General features: G+C 27.2%; 18 protein-coding genes. 13 read left to right on the top strand and 5 right to left on the bottom strand.

Going from position 1 to position 21681, the window contains the following annotated elements; genetic code table 4:
* The first annotated feature begins 28 nt into the window (after positions 1–28).
* Genes EXC37_RS01055 through EXC37_RS01080 form a run of 6 tightly spaced genes read left to right on the top strand, consistent with a single transcriptional unit; the run spans position 29 to position 6997 of the window.
* A complete protein-coding gene (locus EXC37_RS01055) occupies positions 29–1264 on the top strand; it encodes a thermonuclease family protein (RefSeq protein WP_029892090.1) in 1236 nt (411 codons plus the stop codon).
* 9 nt (positions 1265–1273) lie between these two features.
* Positions 1274–3361: an ABC transporter ATP-binding protein gene (locus EXC37_RS01060; RefSeq protein ID WP_029892089.1), complete on the top strand. Its 2088-nt coding sequence runs from the start codon at positions 1274–1276 to the stop codon at positions 3359–3361.
* A complete protein-coding gene (locus EXC37_RS01065) occupies positions 3348–4433 on the top strand; it encodes a carbohydrate ABC transporter permease (RefSeq protein ID WP_029892088.1) in 1086 nt (361 codons plus the stop codon). The genes EXC37_RS01060 and EXC37_RS01065 overlap by 14 nt, the downstream gene beginning before the upstream one ends.
* The gene (locus tag EXC37_RS01070) at positions 4366–5346 is read left to right on the top strand and encodes a carbohydrate ABC transporter permease (RefSeq protein ID WP_029892087.1); all 981 of its coding nucleotides are present in this window, start codon (positions 4366–4368) and stop codon (positions 5344–5346) included. Before EXC37_RS01065 ends, EXC37_RS01070 begins: the two co-directional genes overlap by 68 nt.
* A gap of 2 nt (positions 5347–5348) precedes the next feature.
* A complete protein-coding gene (locus EXC37_RS01075; RefSeq protein ID WP_006608601.1) occupies positions 5349–5627 on the top strand; it encodes a hypothetical protein in 279 nt (92 codons plus the stop codon).
* 8 nt (positions 5628–5635) lie between these two features.
* Complete coding sequence (locus tag EXC37_RS01080; protein WP_029892086.1) at positions 5636–6997, top strand: hypothetical protein; 1362 nt, start codon at positions 5636–5638, stop codon at positions 6995–6997.
* 71 nt (positions 6998–7068) lie between these two features.
* On the opposite strand, the gene lepA is transcribed toward EXC37_RS01080, so the two are convergent.
* A complete protein-coding gene (gene lepA, locus EXC37_RS01085) occupies positions 7069–8868 on the bottom strand; it encodes a translation elongation factor 4 (protein ID WP_029892085.1) in 1800 nt (599 codons plus the stop codon).
* Positions 8869–8989: 121 nt separating this feature from the next.
* Between lepA and EXC37_RS01090 the strand changes: the two genes are divergently transcribed.
* The 7 genes from EXC37_RS01090 (at position 8990) to EXC37_RS01120 (ending at position 18804) form a co-directional block, all read left to right on the top strand.
* On the top strand, positions 8990–9703 hold the full coding sequence (locus tag EXC37_RS01090; RefSeq protein WP_029892084.1) for a phosphotransferase family protein: 714 nt from the start codon (positions 8990–8992) through the stop codon (positions 9701–9703).
* Positions 9704–9742: 39 nt separating this feature from the next.
* A complete protein-coding gene (locus EXC37_RS03220) occupies positions 9743–10393 on the top strand; it encodes a hypothetical protein (protein ID WP_029892083.1) in 651 nt (216 codons plus the stop codon).
* 81 nt (positions 10394–10474) lie between these two features.
* Entirely contained in the window at positions 10475–13831 is a 3357-nt protein-coding gene (locus tag EXC37_RS01100; RefSeq protein ID WP_029892082.1) for an AAA domain-containing protein, read from the top strand.
* A 343-nt stretch (positions 13832–14174) separates the two neighbouring features.
* The gene (locus EXC37_RS01105; protein WP_029892081.1) at positions 14175–15557 is read left to right on the top strand and encodes an ABC transporter ATP-binding protein; all 1383 of its coding nucleotides are present in this window, start codon (positions 14175–14177) and stop codon (positions 15555–15557) included.
* Positions 15535–16371 carry an ABC transporter permease gene (locus tag EXC37_RS01110; protein WP_006608594.1) on the top strand — a complete coding sequence of 279 codons (837 nt, stop codon included), beginning with the start codon at positions 15535–15537 and terminating at the stop codon, positions 16369–16371. Before EXC37_RS01105 ends, EXC37_RS01110 begins: the two co-directional genes overlap by 23 nt.
* Positions 16364–17191 (top strand): ABC transporter permease, encoded by an 828-nt coding sequence (locus EXC37_RS01115; protein ID WP_006608593.1) that lies wholly within the window; start codon positions 16364–16366, stop codon positions 17189–17191. Before EXC37_RS01110 ends, EXC37_RS01115 begins: the two co-directional genes overlap by 8 nt.
* Positions 17191–18804 (top strand): type 2 periplasmic-binding domain-containing protein, encoded by a 1614-nt coding sequence (locus tag EXC37_RS01120; RefSeq protein WP_051660723.1) that lies wholly within the window; start codon positions 17191–17193, stop codon positions 18802–18804. Before EXC37_RS01115 ends, EXC37_RS01120 begins: the two co-directional genes overlap by 1 nt.
* 24 nt (positions 18805–18828) lie before the next feature.
* Here EXC37_RS01120 and EXC37_RS01125 read toward each other — a convergent pair whose 3' ends face one another.
* The 4 genes from EXC37_RS01125 to EXC37_RS01140 all read right to left on the bottom strand — a co-directional run bounded on the left by EXC37_RS01125 (position 18829) and on the right by EXC37_RS01140 (position 21680).
* On the bottom strand, positions 18829–19131 hold the full coding sequence (locus EXC37_RS01125; RefSeq protein WP_029892079.1) for an MMB_0454 family protein: 303 nt from the start codon (positions 19129–19131) through the stop codon (positions 18829–18831).
* Positions 19132–19701 carry an elongation factor P gene (efp, locus tag EXC37_RS01130; protein WP_029892078.1) on the bottom strand — a complete coding sequence of 190 codons (570 nt, stop codon included), beginning with the start codon at positions 19699–19701 and terminating at the stop codon, positions 19132–19134.
* A gap of 134 nt (positions 19702–19835) precedes the next feature.
* On the bottom strand, positions 19836–20582 hold the full coding sequence (locus EXC37_RS01135; RefSeq protein ID WP_029892077.1) for a pseudouridine synthase: 747 nt from the start codon (positions 20580–20582) through the stop codon (positions 19836–19838).
* Between the two features lie 3 nt (positions 20583–20585).
* Positions 20586–21680, bottom strand: a complete 1095-nt coding sequence (locus EXC37_RS01140) for a nicotinate-nucleotide adenylyltransferase (protein ID WP_029892076.1) — start codon at positions 21678–21680, stop codon at positions 20586–20588.
* Between the last annotated feature and the right edge of the window lies 1 nt (position 21681).

Raw genomic sequence — 21681 nt, forward strand, 5'->3', positions numbered from 1 at the left:
AGCTATAAAATAGACCAAAAGGACAAAAATGAAAAAATTTAAATTGTTTTGACTTTCACTTTCTCCAGCAGCATTAACACCATTAATGTTTGCTGCTTCATGTGTACAAAATGATAAAGAAAAACCTGCACCAACACCCGATCCAACCGATGTACCTTTTAATGAAGAAAATCAAAATAAATTAAAAATCCACATAGCAAAATCAGATGAAAAGGCAAGAATTAGATCTTACTTAGATGAACATAAGCCAGTTCTTGAATCAAAAGATCCTACTAAATACAATCTTTTAAGTGATTACTCATTCAATATAGAAAATATTAAAGATCCAAATTTAAAATTTTCTATTAACGATGAACATTACATAGCAGTATTAGATTCTGCTAATTTAAGTACTAAGCCAGATCCTAATAAAAGAACCACTGCCGCAAATCATGTTTTTAAAGATGAAAGAGTATTTATCTATAAAGTTTGAAAATTGGATAATGGAAAATGAATCTTTATTGATCGTACCACATGAAGTCAAACTAAACCTGTAGAAATAAATTTCACTTTACCAGAAAACATTTCAACGCAAATTAATAATTCAATTCTTAAAACAATCAACATTGATTGGGATCAAATTCCACAACTTTGAGTAGATGCCAAAATTGTTTCATGAGCAGATGGTGATACAATCACTTTTAGAATTACTAAAGAACCAAGTACAAAACATAGAGATTATGATCAATTAAAAGATCTTTATGAAAAAGAAGAAGATTTAAAATTAAGAATTTTAGGTATAGATACTCCAGAGAAAAATGTTGGGGAAACTGAATCACAACCATTTGAACATCAATATGCAGAATTATCTTCTTCTTTTGGAACAACTAATTTTGCTCCAGGCACTAACATTAGAATCTTTTTAACTGGAGATAAAGATACTTTTTCAAGATACACTGGTGATTTCTTCTTTGGTGATGGTTATAAACACTCATATGCTACTGAAATTGTTAATCATGGATTCACATTACCATTGCTTAATAGTGGAAATATTAGTGAAGCAAAAGATAATCACAATTCACTTGATTACTACATTGATGTACCAATTGCTAATGGTTTTAATTCCGCTATGAAACACCGTAGAGGTTTCTTCGTCAACTTTAATGATGCAGCAGCGGTACAATCTGCAATTTATTTAATTAAACCTTCTTCAGGTTGAAGAATTCTAACCAATTTAGTAGAAGACAATATTTATAATAGATTAAACATTGAACCCGATTTTTAAAAGGACATAATGAAAAAAATAATTACTAATTCAATTCAAAAATTAAAATTAAAACAAACTGATGGTTTTACTTCTGAGGATCATGCAGAATTTGAAAGAATTGCATCAAAAATTAAAGATCGTTCATCATTAAACAATTTACCAGCCATTGAACTAAAAAATGTTTTCATCGATTTTGGTGAAACATTAGCTGTAGATGATGCTAGTTTTAAAATTCCAGAAGGTTCATTAGTTACTCTTTTAGGCCCATCAGGATCAGGAAAAACAACTACTTTAAACGCTATTTCCGGTTTATTAACTGTTACTAGTGGAAATGTTTATTTTAGAGGTAAAGACGTTACTAAATTACCACCGCAAAAAAGAAAACTTGGTTTTGTTTTCCAAAACTATGCTCTTTATCCACACATGAGTGTTTATGCAAATATAGCCTTCCCACTTAAAAATGATGCTGAATGAAAAAATAAAGTTATTTTAAAGAGAATGACAGCAAATTATGAAATTGACTTTATTTATTTAAAAGCTTTAGGTTTAAGTGAAGAAAAAATTGAAGAAATGAGACAACTCTGAAGAATTTATAGAAAAATCAACAGAGAAACTTCAGTTGAATTTTCAAATAGATTAGTTGAAAATCGTTCAAATTATGAAAAAGCTTTAACTGAATACAAAATGTCAAAAGTTCACTACATAGCTGAATTAAATAAAACTTCAAAAATTTCTCTAGATGCTTATTCTAGCTTAGAAAAAAGCTATAAAGAAGCTAAAAAATACATTATCGGGGAAATGAAACTTGAAAAAAGAACTGGGCACATGTACCCAGGCAAAGATTTTAATCAATCAGTTGCTGCTAAATGAAATGAAGAAGATTTAAAACGTAAAAATCCTAAATCAATTGATGAAGCACAAAATTACATTTTAACTACCCAAGATCGAATTTCACAATTAAACAGCGAAAATCGTAAAGAATTTAATTTAGTAGCACAAAAACAACATTTAGATATTGAAACTAAATTAATGAAAGATTTAATCTTTTATAAATTCAATCATAATCAACAAAAAATTGTTAATTACTATAAAGAATTAATTGCCCAAAGAAAAAAAACTTACAAAGAAGAAAAAGCTAACTATAAAAAACATAATGATCCAACACAAAAAAGATTGGAAAGAAATAACTGAGTTTTACCTAGATTAGCTTTAAATAAGTTTAGAAACTTATATAACGAAATCGCTATTCAATACAAACTTAAAGAAGTAAGAATGCAAGATGAAAAACTTAAAAATGCTCCATTAAGTTTAGAAGATAGAGACAAAATTAAAGAGTTATATAAAAACATTATTTCAATTAGAAAAGCTATTCACGAAGAAGTTCTTGAAGTGGCTAAAAGAGTTGAAATTCTACCAATTTTACAAAAAAAACCTACTAGACTTTCTGGAGGTCAACAACAACGTGTTGCTATTGCTCGGGCAATTGTAAAAAAACCACAAATTCTTTTAATGGATGAACCTCTTTCAAACTTAGATGCTAAATTACGTATTTCTACTCGTCAATGAATTAGAGACATTCAGCAAAAATTAGGAATTACCACAGTTTTTGTTACCCACGATCAAGAAGAAGCGATGTCAATTAGTGATATTGTTGTATGTATGTCAACTGCTAAAGTACAACAAATTGGTTCACCAATGGAACTTTATTCAAAACCAAAAAATAAATTTGTTGCACGTTTCTTAGGTATGCCTGAAATGGCAATGTTGCCTGCTACTTATGAAAATAATACTTTAACAGTTTTTGGTAATGAAATCAAAGGAGTTCATATTCCTAACGTTGATGAAGCATCATATAGTGTAGGAGTTAGAGCAGAAGATTTCATAATTAATCACGAAAACACTGGTAGATTTTCTGCAAAAGTTGTTGCTGTTGAACACTTTGGTAAAGAAAGCAAAATCATTGTTGAATTAGATAATAAAGATCATGCTAACTTCCTAGTTGATAACAGATACACCTACAAAATAGGTGATTTAGTAAAATTTGATTTGCCAAAAGACAGATTGCATATTTTTGACAACTTAACTGAAAAGAGAGTGGAATATGAAGTTAAGTAGTAAGTTCTGAGCTTGATTATCAATTAAAATTCCTAAACTATCTCGTTTTAGTGCTAATCAACAAATCAAAACAAAGGCAGGTTCACTTTCTGAATCAATTGTTGAAAAAGAAACTGCTTCTTACAAACCTTTAGCAATTTTGCTTCCGATGATATTTATTATTATCACTTTTACTATTGCACCATTAATCTTTAACATTAAGTTTGCTTTCACTAAAGAAGTAATTATTAATGGTGTTGCACATTCACAATTTACTTTCGAAAATTTTAATGCAGTTCTTCAAGATCCTGCATTTGCTGTTGGTTTTCGTAACTCCCTTATTTATGGATTAATTGTTTTGCCTTTCTCTATTGCAATTTCACTTTTAATTAGTTCTACAATTGCAAATTTATATGCGAAAACAGCCAAAGGATTTTGACAAACTATTTTCTTCCTTCCTTATGTAACTAATGCTGTTGCAATTTCTCTTACATTTTTACAACTTTTTCAACCAACAGGACTAATTAATAGTGCTTTTGGACTTGGAAAAATTCCTTGATTAGAAAGTCAAGATCAGTTTTCATTTAAGGCGATGGTTGCAATTATTTCACAAGGAATTTGAGGTCAATTAGCTTTCAATATTTTAATTTTTACTACTGCGATGCTATCAGTGGATAAAAATCAATATCGTTCTGCTTCAATTGATGGAATTGGTAAAGTAAAACAATTTTTCACTATCACATTACCATCAATTAAATCAACAACAAGTTTCTTGATCACATTAGGAATTATTAATGGTATTAAAGTTTTTCCTAACGCTATTTTTGATAACAATCCAACCAAAGCCATTGCTAATGGTGGTTCATCATTAATGGTCTATGTTTATAGATTTGTTAAATCTGGAAATTTAGCTTATGGTTCAGCCGCAGCACTTTGTTTATTTGGAATAGGAGTCTTCTATTCTTCAATTATTAGAGGAGGATTTAGAGTGGCCTTAGAAGTAACAATTAATAAAGGAGAACATAATGTTTGAAACAAAATTAAAAATTCACAAGTGATGATTGAATATCAAACTCAAAAGAAACAGAGATAAGACTGCTGAACAAGTAAAAGAAAGTGATTTCTTTGCTTCTTCTGTTTCATTTGTCCTTAAATTACTTATTTTATGCTTCTTTGGGCTAATTATTCTCTTCCCATTCTTCTTCATGTTAATGTTAGCTGTTTTTCCAAGAGAACAAGCTGAAGCTCTTAAAGTAGATCCAACTATTTTTCCAAAACAATGAGATTGATCTAACTTTGTTAAAGCTTGAAATGGTAGTGATTCTTCTTCATATTTCACATCATTTGGAATAACTTTTCTTAACGTGCTTTTCTCTATTTTTGCAAAAACACTTATAACTATGTTAGGTGGTTATGCATTCTCAATTAAAAAATGAAAAGGTAAAGAATTTCTTTGATCAGTACTTATTGCACTTTTAGTCTTGCCAGAAGTTGCTCTACTTTCAGGGCAATATAGAATTATTGCTGAATGACATAACGCATATCAAGTTAATGATAACTTTTTTGGACTTACAGTGGTTTTAGCAGTTCCATTTGTTGCTTCTGTATTTAGTGCTTTAATGTTCAGAACTGCTTTTGAAAGTATTCCTTCAAGAATTAAAGAAGTGGCAACAGTAGATGGCGCGGTAGGAGTAAAATACTTCTTTAAAATTGCTGCACCAATGGTTACACCAACTACTTTAACTGTTATTATTCTTACAGCACTTAGTTCATGAAATTCATACTTATGACCTTCATTAGTGGCTAACGGTAATATAAAAGTACTTTCAGTTTGATTGTTTGAAATTGGACAAGATAAAACAGATCCAACAAACATTATTACCTTACAAAATATTAAAATGGCAGGAAGCATTCTAGCAATTCTTCCAATGTTTGTTTTCTACTTATTATTTAGAAAAAGAATCATGAGTGCTATTTCAAGACAAGGAAGCACAATTAAAGGTTAGATATGAAAAAAGTTAATGTCAAAGTTAAAACTATTGTTTGAGCCTTTTTATTAATTGCTTCTTTAATTGTTTTTGGAATTACTATTGCTGTAATTGTCAATACTAACTACATTTTGTCAATTAGTGATTATGCAATTATTGATGATTCGTTAATTTTACAGGCTAAAACAGAACAATCATTTGCTATAGGATTTTTAGCACTTTCAATTGTCATCTTCTTTATTTCTACATATATTACATATGCAGGTATTAAAAGTTGATCATATAACGCCATTTTATAGGAGGATTTGTGAAAAAAAATCTTAAAAAACTTCTCTGAACTTTCGCATTGAGTGCAACTTCACTTGCTCCTATTGCTACAAGTGCATGTTTTGTAACCATTAATCCTGAATTAAGTAAGATTGCTGATTTAGCTGTAAATATTGAAATACGTAAAACAACTCCATATGAACAAATTAATAAAGATGCCTTAGAAGGTCAAAAAAATCTTTCAGATGTTATTCTAAATAAGTCACAATACTTAAGATATGATCAAAATTTCTTTTCATTAAACTGACAAAGTAAATCTTTAAATGATAATACTATAAAAGGTTTAACCTTGCCAGAAGAAGCACTTGATGTTCTAGCACACCATTTTATTAATTCACCTTTAAATTACTTTGTTTTGGAAAACTACAACAAAATTTTCACAACAGAAAACAAAATTTTAAAATTCAACGGGATTAACAACTTCTATAGAACCTATGATAGAATTCCACTAGTTTTCTTAAGTAGATTTAATAAAATTTTTGCCAAAGATGCACAAACATTAGACATAAAGACAAAATTTCTTAATTTATTTAATGAAATGATGGGGCATGGTCTTAAAGTCAACTTAAATCAAGAAAGTGGAATTCAAATAGCAATGCCATCAATTTTCTTGCTTCAACAAGCAAGTGTAGATTTTAAAAATTCAAGCACACAAACAGCTCATTTATTCACTGAAAAAATTCCAACTGATAGTGAAAAATATAATGAATTTATTGAAAACCCAACAACTTTCTTCAACAATCCAGAAAATGAAAAATATGATGGAATTAAATATTGAGAAAGAGAAGAAGCAAAAGGCAATCCATTTGCAAGAGAAAATGTTAATACACTTAAAAGACTAAAAAGAAGATGAATTAACGAATATGGTGCACAACCTCAAGAAGTTGCTAAATTAATTGCTTATTTACTTTATTTTAATGATATTAAGAATGTACAAATTGGACTTGCTTATAGTAGAATTGAAAAAAAATTAGTTCATTTTCTCGAACTTCAAAATGAACAAGAGCAATGAGAATTTTATGACATCATGAAATTTTATGAACTTTACAACAACTTAAAAGATCAAGAAAATTTTGCTGGTTTAACCATTGAACAATTCAAGCCATATACTAAAGATATTTTTGTAAACGATTGAACTTTCAAACCAACACTTTTATTTGCGGGCGCTGAAGTAAACGCAGACAACACAACACTTTATGCAGAAGCTTTAAGAAATCCAAAAATTAAATATAGTGTTGAAAATAATCAAATTGCAAAAGAATATCGTCCAAAAAGTGGCGGAAATGATGCTAATGTAGTTAAATTACTAACATTACTTGAAAAATATTCAAATTACAAATAATTAATGAAACACTCTAAAAAAAAGAGTGTTTTTTATTTAATTAAAAAATGCAGTTTTGAAACTGCAAAATTTTATTTTTTATTATCAATATTAGTTTTTAAAATATTCAAGAATGCTTCTTGTGGTACTTCAACAGAACCAAGCATTTTCATTCTTTTTTTACCTTCTTTTTGTTTTTTAAGTAGTTTTTGACGTCTGGTAACATCACCACCATATAACTTAGCTGTAACGTCTTTTCTATAGGCTTTTATGGTTTCTCTAGCAATAATTTTTGAACCAATTACTGCTTGAACAGGAACTTCAAAGTTTTGTCTTGGGATTTCAGCTTTTAGTTTTTCACATAATTCTCTAGCTCTTGGATAAGCACTATCTTTTTGAGTAATAATAGAAAAAGCATCAATCTTGTCGCCATTTAAAAGAATATCAACTTTTACTAAATCACTTTCTTTATAGCCAATTACGTCATATTCAAATGAGGCATAACCTTTTGATAAACTTTTAAGACGATCAAAGAAATCTAAAACAATTTCAGCTAACGGCATTTCATAGGTTAATTTTGTACGATTTTCATCAATATATTCTAAATCTTTATAAATTCCTCGTTTATTTTGACAAAGTTCCATAATATTACCAATATAAGTATTTGGAAGAATTATTGTGGCTAAAATATAAGGTTCCTCAATTTTCTTAATGTAAGTACGATCCGGCAAAAGAGAAGGATTAGAAATCATTTCCATTTCTCCATTAGTTAAATAAACTTTATATTCAACTGAAGGTGAAGTAGCAATAATTCCAATTTTATATTCACGATTTAATCTCTCTTGCAAAATTTCCATATGCAACATACCTAAAAATCCAACCCGAAAACCAAAACCTAAAGCTTTTGAAGTTTCTTGCTCTCAAGTAATTGAACTGTCACTTAATGAAATTTTTTCTAAACTTTCTTTTAATTCCATGTAATCTCTTGTATCAACAGGATAAAAACCAGTGAAAACTACGGGTTGTTTTTTCTTATAACCTGGAAGTGGCTCACTTGCTGGATTTTCAAGAGAAGTAATCGTGTCACCTACACTTACTTCTCTTGCATCACGAATAGTAGCCGCAACTCACCCAACTTCACCAGCTTCTAAATATGATTTTTTGGTCTCTTTGGGATTTCTTACACCTAATTCTGCCACGTGATATTCTTTATTATTTGACATGAATTTAAATTTTTCACCTGCATGTAATTTACCTTGGAAAATTCTTACAAGTAAAATAACACCACGATATTCATCAAAATAAGAGTCAAAAATTAAAGCTCTTAAAGGTGCTTGATCATCAGCTTCTTTAGGTTGCGGAACAAATTTTTCAATTGCAGTTAAAACTTCTTGACAATTTAAGCCTGTTTTAGCTGAAATTGCCACAGCATTGGAAGTATCTAAACCAATTACGTTTTCAATTTCTTGTTTAGTTCTCTCAACATCAGCAGAAGGTAAATCAACTTTATTGATAATTGGAATAATTTCTAAATTATTTTCAAGAGCTAAATAAACGTTAGCTAATGTTTGGGCTTCAATACCTTGAGTGGCATCAACAAGTAATAAAGCACCTTCAGAAGCAGCTAAAGAACGAGAAACTTCATAGGTAAAATCCACATGCCCAGGAGTATCAATTAAGTGAAAAATATAATCTTTGTACTTAATTTGTACAGCATTAAGTTTAATTGTTATTCCTCTTTCTCTTTCAAGATCCATTTGATCTAAAAATTGATCATCCATATCATGCTGACTAACAGTATTAGTTAATTCTAAAATTCTGTCAGCCAGTGTGCTTTTTCCATGATCAATGTGTGCAATAATAGAAAAGTTTCGAATTTTTGATTTATCCATAATATCACCAAATCATTTTGTATTTCATTTAAAATTTTATTAGAATTATTTTACTAATAATACTATGAATAATAGTAAAATAAAAAGCCTAACAATTATAAATTATTCTTTGGAGATATGAATGAAAGAAATTATTACAACAGGTCACACAAACAAAAGTTTTAAAGATGATAATATTTTTTTACAAGAAAAAGTTTACACAGGTTTTAATCATCACATCAATTACGAAATTTTAAAAGAATTTAATTTTGTTCCAAGATTAATTGAAAATAATCATCAATTAATTAAATGAAGTTTTATTGAAGGTCATGTACCAGAAATGAATTTTCAAAATTTATCAATCATCGCTTCTTATTTAAAAGAATTGCATAATTCTAATTTGAAATTTCCTGAATCAAATCACAAAGCTAGAACAGAACATTATAGAGAAATTTTAAAAAACAAAAATATTAAATTAAGTATTTTGGACGAATATGCCTCTTTTATAGATGAATTATTAAATACACACAAACACAATTGACCTCTTCATAATGATCTTTGACCTACTAATATGGTTGAAGATAATCAAGGAAAAATTTATTTAATTGATTGAGAATATGCAACAATGGGAGATAAACACTTTGAACTAGCATATTTTATTGAGGCTGCATATCTAGATGATAAACAAATTGAACACTTTCTTAATGAGTACAAAAACTATGATTTAAAAGAAGTTATTAAAAATCGAATTTTTGTCAATTATTTAGTTATTTTATGAGCGCATTCGCAAAAAACATTACCTTTTGAAACAGAACAATTTGCTAATAAAATTAATTTACTTGTCAAAATGCTATAAAATTAAAATTAATTATTTTTAAATACAAAAGGAAAAAACATGCTATTTTCAGAATCTTCTAACTTTAAGTTTAATAAACTACGCAAACGTTTAATACGTTCTTTGTTAGTATTTCTAATTTTTTCATTTTTTTCATTTTTAATTTTTATTATCACTTATCAGATTTTAAAGAATAAAGAAAATCCCGGTATTGCATCAGTAAGTTTTTTAAATTTTTTTACTTCGTATTGATCATTAACTACTAATTTTTGGTACATTTTATTTACATATCCTGACTTTTTTTCATACTATTTTACTAGTTACGATGCCCAAAGTATTGGGTTGTTAATTGGAAATATTATTGCTTTTATGATAGGTTTAACTTTTATTTTAACATTCACAGTAGGAAGTATAACTTTAATAATAATTTACATTATTAACATCAAAAAATCTTATGATAAGTCTAATACAAAATTAATTATTGTTTATCTTGTTTTAACCTTATTAAGTGTCTTTTTTGGAATTTTTCTTTTCATTAGTCAAGCTGCACCAAATGCTAATAATTATGTTCCAGGACTTCTAGCGTTTTTTATGAATCTTTTTATTTTGATTATTTATGTTGCAAAAATCTTAATAATTAAATTTGTAGAAAAGAAACACGAAATAAATCAATCATCAATAATTGAACAAACAATGACGCAAATGATTTAGAAATATCGCAAGATATTTTTTTATTTCTTTTATTGAAAAATTAAATTTTTATAATTAAATTACTTTATATAAGGAGAGAAAATGAATGTTAAAAAAGAATATCAAGCAATTTTAAATAATCTTTTAGATGTTTCACCAAATGATCCTGCTGTGTTTACAAATATTAATAGTAAATTTTCTTATGATTTTTATAGGACTTTTGATTTAAATTTAACTGCACAAATTATTAAAAATCCAAATTTTAATGTACCTTTGTTAGAAAAAAATTCTTTAAAAATCGCTGAGGAAATTAAAGAAATGAATGATCCACAATTGATAATTAATCATTTATTAGAAAATGATTTTGAATTAAGTGAAAACCGTAAAGGTCAAATTTTTAAACATCTAACTTCACAAAAAGAAAAAATAGTTAGTGAATTAAAAGCTAAATTTCAAAAGCAAATTACTGAATGAAAATTGTTTGAAAATAAAGCAGAAGAAATTTATCAACAATCAAGTACTTGACCAATGCATCTTGGCTTTGTTTTTATTAAAGTTTCAATTGAAGGAAAACCCATTTTCGCACCGCTTTTTTTAAAAGAAGTCGATATGGAATTTAAAAACGGTAAGGCTTATTTAAAAGCAGCAAGCGAAATTAAAGTAAATGAAAAATTACTTTTTATTCTTAAACAAGCTAATTTCGATTTGGCTTTAAGTGATGAATTTTCAACAATGTCAATTGCACAAATTGTCAATCATTTAAACATTGAATGAGACGAAATTTACAATTTTAAGGTAGATTTGGTAACGGAATGTCTTAAAATTAAAGCTGAAGATATTAAAAATCGTGAACTTGAATTTTATGGAGGGCTTGTTCTTGGTTTATATCAACCATCAGGTGGTTATGCAAGAAACAGAATGCTTGAAATCATTCAAAAAAATGAAGTTGAATCAATCATTGAAGTTGAATTTAATAAAAATAAATATAATGACAAAATAGACAAAGTAATTTTCAATCCAAAAAGTTCTATTTTTAAAATTACTCCAACTAATTATTCACAAGATAGAGCCATTGTTTCATCGCTTAATCAAAATACTATTATTTGAGGTCCACCAGGAACTGGAAAAAGTCAAACAATTGTCAATATATTAACCAATATTCTAATGTATGAAAGAAACGCCTTAGTGTGCTCTGAAAAAAAAGCTGCACTTGATGTAATTGAAGAAAGATTAGGCGTTTTGAGAACATTCACCTTAACTTTAGTTTTATCCAGAAATGTCAAAAGAAAAAGTTTTTATGAACCTATTAGTCAGTACTTAGAATATTTACAACAATTTAAAATTAAAGAAAAAATAAAACCACAAATTCCAAGAATTATTAATCAAAGCGAAGTAGAGTTTCTTGAGAAAATTCAAACTTGAAAAGATGATACAAAATTACCACTTTATGCAAAATTTATTGAAAAATATAATGACAAATGAACTTTATTGTCACAGGATTTATGGGATAAATTATTAGAATTAGACAACACAATGTTATACACTAATAATTTTGATTTTAAAAATTCAAAAGAATACTTAAAAGCTTTATTGAAAGTTAATAAAGTAAAATTTAAACCATTTAATTTAACTAATAAGAAAATTAAAAAACTTCATCAATATCTTTATGAAAATTTAAAATCTTTAAATCCGAATTTAAATGATGATTTAAATTATTTCACTAATTTAAATTCAAATGACTTTGAGAAAATTAATCAACTTTTTAATCTTTTACCGAAAAAAAACAATTTAAGCATTAATGATGAAAATCAGTTGAAAGATTACATTGCTTATAACATTGTTCAAAAAATTGAAAAATTTACTAAAGAAGAAAACGATTTACTTAAGAATTTTATTATTGCAGTTAATACTGCAAAAATGGAGCCATTTAAATTTGTTAAACAATTTGCGCCAATTATTAAAAAAATTTATCCAATAATTATTGCCACTCCAGATACTGATTTATCTCCATGACAAAAAAATGAATTTGATTATGCAATTTTAGATGAATCAAGTCAAATTTTTCTAGAAAAAGGATTACCTATTCTTTATTTAGCAAAGAAAAAAATTCTTGCAGGCGATGATCAACAAATGAAACCATCTAATTGATTTGGAATTAGATATACAGATGAGGAAACTATCTATGGAACGGTTGAATCATTACTAGATTATGCTAAAAGTTTAGGTGTTCACACAGTATTATTAGATAAAAATTATCGTTCAAATTTTGCTGCATTAATGACATTCAGTTCAAAATTCTTCTACAATGAAAGTTTAGATGTAATTGATTCATCTAATAACCCACATAATTTCAAACCAATTGAAGTCTACGATATAAATGGCATTTGAGAAAATAATACAAATTTAAGCGAAGTAGCTCTAGCGATAGAAAAATTAAAAGAAAATCTTCCTATTTATAAAAAGGTGATACTTTTATGTTTTAACAAAAAACAACAGGAATTTATTCAAAACGAAATTATTAATAGTCACAAAGACTTAGAAGAGTATTTAACTACTGGTAATTTATTGATAAGAAATATAGAAAATATTCAAGGAGATGAAGCTGATTTAATCATTGCAACAGTTGGATATGATGCAAATGCAGCTATTCATTCTACTTATGTTGGTCGTCCCGGTGGTAAAAATGCACTAAATGTTGCTATAAGTAGAGCTAAAGACAAGATGATAGTTATTAAATCATTAAAATCTAATGACATTGTTCTTTCTTCTTTTGAAAACGAAGATGTTTATACATTTAAAAAATGATTGGAATTTTTAGAACTATCAGAGGAAGAGAAGAAATCATATCTAACAAAAGTCAATAGAGAAAAAAATTATACAAGTAACGAAAATCCCTTATTTATAGATATAAATAATACATTAAATAAATTGGCAGAAGAAAATTCTAATTTAAAAGTTTTAGCAAATGAAAGTGTTGGAACAATAAATGTTGATCTTGTTTTAAGTTATAAAAATAGACATGAATTATGTTTTATTATTGATGATTTTAGTTATGCATCTAATATTAATGAATATTTGAAATTCAAAGATAAAATTAAATTTATTAAGTCTAAAAAATACAAAGTATTTTGAGTTAACTATCTAACATGATTTAAACAAAAAACTGAAATATTAGAATATGTAACAAATTTATCACAAGAAAAAACACAAGAAATTGAAGAATTAACAAGAGAATTAGATTTAGATAACAGTAGTAATAAAAATGAGAATACTTATTTTGCACTTGAAAATGAGAAAGAAATCGAAAGAGAAAAAAGAATGTTAAATCTACCTGTTGTTGTTCAAAACAAGTCATTAGATCAAGTTGATAATTTGGAATTAATGAATAATGAATTATTTATTGAAACAAAAATAGAAGAAGAAACAATAGAAATACCACAATTAAAAGAAGAAAATTAATTTTAAAAATTTCTTCTTTTTTTATTTGTTTTATTTTCTTTTAACACTTATTTATAGCCTTTAAGAACAAATAAAAATTTTAAAAAAATTCAAATGAAAAAATATTCTAATTTTTGCTCTTTATTTTCTAAATTTTTGGTCTATAATTTGCGCTATGAAAATAGCAAATTATTGGAAAAAAGATAAATTTAAATCTAAGTTGATTTTAATTAATTTTAATGAAGATAATATACCTTCATTACCTTTTTATGCTATTGAATACACACAGAATGTATTTGATAGATTCTCCGCTAAGTAATATAAACAAAAAATAACTTTTCAATTACTTAGTTAGGAGAAATATATGTCAAAAAAGATCAATAATCAGCATATTATTGAATTAAAAGAAGTCGTTAAAGAGTTTGACGGAAAATTAGTTTTAGATAATGTTGATTTAAAAATTAATAAAGGGGAATTTGTTACATTATTGGGTCCTTCAGGATCAGGTAAAACAACAATTTTACGTTTAATTGCCGGTTTTGAATGAGCCACTCGTGGAGAAATTAAATTTAATGGTTTAGATATTAAAGATTTACCTGCGCATGCACGTGATTTATCAACCATTTTCCAAGATTACGCTTTGTTTCCACATCTAAATGTTGAAGGAAACATTAAATATGGTTTATTACTTAAAAGAAAACCAAAAGAACATGTTAATCCGAAGTATAAAACATTACTTGAGGAAAAAATTAAACAATGAAATAAAAAAGCTGCTGATGAAATGGCTAAATTAGATCGTGTTCAACAAGAATATGAACAAGAAATGGAAAAATTTAAACCAACTAGTAGACAGTACAAAAAACGTCAATCATGATTAGATGATTCAGACTTTAAATATTCATATTGAGAATATTACACAACACAACAAATTGAGAAATTTGAAAAAAAACACTTAACAAGAAAATTAACTAAAGATGAAATTAATGAAGAAGTAGCAAACATTGTTAAATTGGTTGGACTTGAAGGCAGCGAGAAAAAAGGAATTAACGAACTTTCAGGTGGTATGAAACAACGTGTTGCACTTGCAAGATCTTTAGTTATCGAACCAGAAATTCTTTTACTTGATGAACCTTTAAGTGCATTAGATGCTAAAATTCGTCAAAAAATGCAAGTTCTTTTAAAAAGCATTCAAAAGAAATTAGGTCTTACGTTTATTTTTGTTACTCATGATCAAGATGAAGCTCTTGAACTTTCAGATCGTGTCGCAATTGTAAGAGATGGAAAGATTGAACAATACGACACACCTAAAGCAATTTATGATTATCCAGTTAACAAATGAGTTGCGAACTTTATTGGTGATTCAAATATTTTTAATGGTAAATTTAATGCTGATGGAACAGTAACCATTTTAGACCAAAAAACCTATAAAACAGTTCATGATGAAAATGAGTTTGCTCCTGGAGAAGAAGTAGATGCTTTAATTCGTCCAGAAGATATTGATATTGTGAACACCGACAGAGATAGAAATGATAGACTTTTAGGTAAAGTTGTTGAATCATCATATCGTGGAAGTTATTACTATTTAAAAATTGAATTAGAATCAAAACACATTATTTATGTAGAAACCGCTAAAAAATTTGACGTAGGTGAAAAAGTCTACTTAAGTTGAACAATTGATTCAATTCATTTAATGAAAAAAGATAGCAAATGAGATTATTCACAAGATGCTGAATCAAATCAAGAATAAATTAAGTTTAAATAAAAGATTAACTCTTTTATTACCTTTTGTTGTTATAGCTATCTTTTTTATTCTTTTACCTATAATTTTAATTATTATTAATGCCTTTACTCCAAGGGAAAATTTTGACACTTTTTTACTTTTAAAAGAAAAAAACACATGAATCCAAATTGGAAGAAGTTTGAAAATTGGAGTAATTAGTTCATTAATTTGTTTACTCTTAGGTTTTCCTTATGCCTATTTTATTGCAACAAGCAAAAATAAATATTTACCAATTTATGGAATGAGTTTGATTTTAAGTCCAATGATCATTTTTACAATTGCTAGAATTTACGCAATTAGAGGATTTTTCTTAGCCGTTGTGCCAACAGAAGATACTTTGAATGCTGAATGATTTATGGTATTAGCATTGACTTATTTAAATTTACCATTCATGATTATGCCTTTATATAGTGTGTTTAAAGACATGCCCAAAAACATTATTGAAGCAAGTGAAGATTTAGGTTACAATAAATTTCAAACTTTATTAAAAGTTGTTGTGCCTTATTCATTAAAAGCAATAATCAGCGGATTAGGATTAATTTTCCTTTCATCAGCAACTAACTTTGTTATAAGTGATAAATTGTTGCCAAATAAAAATCAATTACAAACAATTGGATCAGTAATTAATGATTATACTGTTCCTTCAAACGAATATCTTCTATCAAGAGGAAGTGTCTTAGTTTTAGTTGTATCAGCAATATTTATAGGCTCATACGCGCTAATTCAATATGCACCAAAACTTTTTGCTAAATTTAGTAAGAAAGGATGAAGATATGAGTAGATTTTGAAACGGTTTAAAACAATCATATATTTACTTAATTTTAGTAGTAACTTATATTCCTTTAATTTTTGCAGTAGTTTTTAGTTTTAATAAACCAAGTGCAAAAGGATTTCTAAGTTTCACATGAAATCAAGGAACAAACGAAGCGTGAGTTAACTTTTTTGCAGATGATAGAGGAAATGCTTTGGTTAATTCAATTATAATTGCCTTATTTACAGCTATTTTCGTTGTAATTATTTCGCTTGTAACTGTCTATGCAATGTGAAGACAAAAAAATAAAAAATATGGTGTTGTTATTAAAAGTGTTAATAATATTCCATTAATCAACCCTGACAACATTACTGCTATTGGACTTGTTTTGGTTTTTTCTATGTTATTTGGTACTCTCGCAAGTACTAAAGAAGGTTTAGCTCGTGGAATAGTGGGTCATACTTTAATGGCCTTACCTTACGGTATTACTTTAATGTATCCAAGAAGCGAAAAATTCAATCGTTCTTTAATGGAAGCATCTCAAGATTTGGGTTATTCTAAATTTAGATCATGATTCAAAACATATTTTGTGTACATGATTCCTTCAATAATTTTTTCAGCTCTAGTAGCTGCCTTTCTCTCATTTGATGATTTTATTATTTTAAGAACTACAACAAACACAGTTACATTAGGAACAAAACTTTATGAAGGTCAGTTCCAAGCGTGAGGATTAGTTGTTGGAGCAGCTCTAATGTTTTTAACTATTTTTGGTAACATTATTTACATTTCTTATAAAGCATATAATCTTAAAAAAGGAACAAAATTAAAAAATAAGAAAGGAGCAGAATAATGAATAAAAATAAATTGCTTTACTTTCTTAAAACTAAAATTTTGACTAAACAAGTAGCATTTGGTGCTTTTGGCTTAGCTATTACAGCTGGTTTAGCAGGAACAATAGGTTATAAATATTCACATCCTTTTAAACCTAGTTTTTTCAATTACAAACAATACATGCTTGAAGAAAATCAAGATATTATTCGTAAATATTTTGACTATAAAGAATTTGATACTTTAAATCAATTCACTAATGCAATTTTAACCAATAAAGCTGTAGCTGGTATTGGATCTGATGCACAAGCAGTTAATTTAATTAAGAAAAACAAACTTAAAAAAATCAATTTTCATAAGCTATTTCCAAATGTAATTAGTGAAAGTGATCTTGAAAATAAAGACATTCTTGCTCAAAAATTGCAAGAACTTTACACTGAACAAGTTTGACAACATTTGTCTTCATATGATAAAGAACTTGAAGTTGATGAAAATGGAAAAGAATTTTCTGATGGGAAAAGACATTTATGAGAATATTTCACACCATATTTTTCACAAGATATGGTTGTAGCATATAATCCTTCTAAAGTTTTAAACATTAAAAATGATGAAAATTTAAACTTTAAAAAATACTATGATTTAGATAAGCAAATTTTAAATGACTTAATAACCACTAACGAAGATAATGAAAATGATAATTCATGAGAAGCAGGTAGCTTTAGTTTATATAGTATTTTAAAAACTTTAAAAAAATATGGATTTAATAATCTTGAAGCAACTGATGCTGTACGTGACAATATGATTTATGGATCAGGTTATAGATTTGACAAAGAATCTAATAAATATGTGGATTCCTATGCCACAGGCAAGGGAAATGACTTTGATAATGGTATTAAAGACCATAAAGAATTAATTAATCAGTTTGCAGATTTAATTAAAAATTCAACAGGATATAGCCTAAATAGTCCAAAAATTAATTTTATTGGTGATGGACTTGAACTAGTAGATAGAATTGTTAATCCTGCTTCTGATATTCAATTTGGAATTATTTACAATGGTGATGCCTTTGATGCTTACAAAGGTGCAGATAATGTTAACAATAGTCATGATGGTGCTATACGTTATATTAAACCAAAAACTAACTTATTACTTATAGATGGACTTGTAATTGTCGATGGAATTGATAAAGAATTTGAAGATAAAGTTTATGAAGTTGTAAAAAATTCATTTCTTGAAGGATTAGGCGATGGTCAATGAGAAGATTCAGGAGTTGATAAAACTGAATTACATTCATATTTAAACTTTGACAATGTTGGATATACACCCGCATTTAAAAAATTAGTTGATTTTATCGAAGAAAATGATTTTGAGTATATTGAAAACTGAAGTAAACCATCAACAATGACAGATGTTAGTGATGATGAATGAGAAGATATGAAAAAATATGAGCAACAATATGCTTCAAACTTATTTGCAATTAACGCTAAGTACAATTTAAAAGTTCCAGGAACATTGCAAGATTTAATTACTTCAGGCGACAAAACTTACACAGTTAATCACTATGATATTAAACCAGTTGATGAAAAAACTTTGACCGAAATTGAAACATATTGAAATTTAAAAATAAAAAAATAAAAGGAAAACGAGAGTTTTCCTTTTTTAATAATATCCAAAAAAACAAACTTTCAAACTTTCAGGTTTAATATCTAAAAGTGAAATGAATCTTTTTTCAAATTCCTCTGTAAAACTGTTGATTACTTCATATAAACTTTTATTTTTTTTCACTCTTACATCAATTATAAAACTGACATTTGATTGATTTTTTGCAAAAATAATTCTTGGTTCGTGTTCTAATTTGATGAAATTAGTATCATTAATACATTGTTCAACCATTTGAATAAAAGCTGATTCAGTAACTGAATATGACTGATTTACAGAATAGTTGACTGTTACAGAATTCATCTATTTATTTCCTTTTCCAGCATATTTACCAGTTTCACTTGAAACAATAATGTAATCTCCTTCTTTAATGAACATAGGAGTATCAAGTTCATAACCAGTTTCTAATTTAACCCTTTTTTGTGGATTAGTAGTTGTATTTCCTTTTACTGCATCAGGTGCTTCAACAACTTGTAATTCAATATTAACTTCTAATTCGATATCTAGAACTTCATCTTGATATTTACGAATTTTTACAGTTGAACCTTCTTTTAAAAAGTTTAATTCTCATTCAACATTTTTAACGGGAATTTCAATTTGTTCATAAGTTTCATTATCCATTAAAACAATATTTTCGCCATCTGAATATAAGTAATTCATAGGACGTTTGTCAATATGTGCCTTATTTACTTTGTCTCCACCTGTGTAGGTTTTAATAGTTGTACTACCTGTTCTTAAATTTTTTACTTTTGCTTTAACATTAGCTTGTCCTCTACCTTGTTTTGAATGTTGTGCATCAAGTACAACAAAAATATCTCCTCCGTCTTCAAAAGTAATTCCAGGTTTAAATGTATTTACATTAATTACATCCATTGTATTCTCCTTTTATATATTTAAAATTAACTTATTTATAGTGTATATATTTTATATTAAAGGCATAAATATCTTTATTCTTAAGTAAAAAAATAAAAATCAAGTTCATAAACTTGATCTAACTATTTTTTTATCTATTTTTTGTTTTCTTTTTGTATTAACTTAGCTTCTTGCATACGAATAATATGTTTCAAATCTTTTAATTCTTTTAGTTTTAAAGGGCGATACATTCCTTCAGGTATTTTGTCCACTTTTAAATTCGCATATTGCAATCTTTTAAGTGCAAGAACTTTTCGATTAAAAGATTTAAAAAGTTCTTTAACGTGATGATATGAACCAACATGCAATTTCACAGTATAAGATTTTGCTTCTACTTGATCAACAATTTGATGTGAAATTTTTCCATTGACCATTACACCTTTATTAATTTCTTTAAATTCTCTTAATGACAAGGGTTCGTTGACTCTAACTCTATAAATTCTTTCAATTTCATATTTAGGATGAGTTAATTTATTGACCATTTCTAAATCATTAGTCAACAACAATAATCCCGTAGTATCATAATCTAATCTTCCAACAGGCACAATTCTCTGATTAGTATCAATTAAATCTACAACTGTTTTTCTTTTTTGTGGATCTTTTGATGTTGAAACAGTTTTTTTTGGTTTGTTTAAAATAAAATATTCTAATTTGTGTTCAATTAAATTCAAAATTTTGCCTTTAACTTTAATCTCATCATTAATTGAAGCTAAAGAACCTAACTGAGCTTTAAGACCATTAATAAATACCTTTCCTTTAACAATGTATTCTTCAGCTTCTCTTCTTGAACAAAAACCACTTTGTGCGATTAATTTTTGTACTCTAACTAATTCATTTTTCATTTTTTAACTCATTCATTTTTTGTATATTTCTATTGCTTCTGGAGTAAATACAACACCTTTATCTAAATTAAATTGATGATTAATTTTTACAACTTCTTTAAAGCCTTCATCAAAATTTGTTAAACATAGTTCTCTTAGTTTTTGTACACCTTTAAATCTTCGTCCTTCACAAATTTTGTCTGCAATAAAAAGAATTTTGTCTAAAGTATGCATTTCTAAATCCATTCCTGTATGTACCTTAATAGCTCTTAAAACAGCTTGATTTGTTATTTTGTATTCATGTTTTAATCAATAATGTCCCATCAATTGATGTAATTGATAATCATGCACATTATTCATTTCATCTTTTGTTAAAAAGTTAGACAAAAATTCACGACTATTTTCTTTACTTACTTTTTTAGCTATATCGTGGAATAAACCTGCATAGTAAGCAGATTTTGCATCATATTTAATGCTTTTTGCTAATTGAACTGCAAATTCGGCTGTTTTGACACAATGATTAGCTAATTCAGGATATTTTTTTAAAGTGTTGTGAAGAATTTCTTTAGCATAAAGAAAATTAGCACCAATATATTTATTAACTTCTAGTGGAACATAATCAAAAACACCACTTCTTACAGCCGTTGATGATTCTTCTTGCAATTCATTTTTTAAAATTTGCACGTTGTATTTTTTAGCATTAATTTTATTAATTTCCTTACTTCTTCTAAAGGCAACAAGTTTACATGATTGAGAAATTTCATCAATATGTTCTCACTTATTTAATTTAGGTAATAAATCACTTCCCATAATAAAAAATAATTCATCTTGTGGAAATTTACGCTTAAAATAGCGGATAGTTTCAAAAGTGTAACTAACACCCCCACGTTTAAGTTCAAAAAGAGAAATTTCCATTTTTTCTTCTTTTTCTAAAGCTAATTCAAGCATTTTTAATCTATCTTCATTACTTGCAATCGCTTCCTTTTTTTTGAAAGGATTTTTTGCAGCAGGCACAAAAATTAATTTATCCAAATTTAGTTGTTTTATAGCCTCTTTAGCTATTTTTAAATGTCCATTATGAATAGGATTAAATGATCCTCCAAAAAGTGCAATTTTCATT

It is taken from the genome of Mycoplasmopsis columbina (assembly GCF_900660685.1).
Classification (GTDB): Bacteria; Bacillota_I; Bacilli_A; order Mycoplasmatales; family Metamycoplasmataceae; genus Mycoplasmopsis; species Mycoplasmopsis columbina.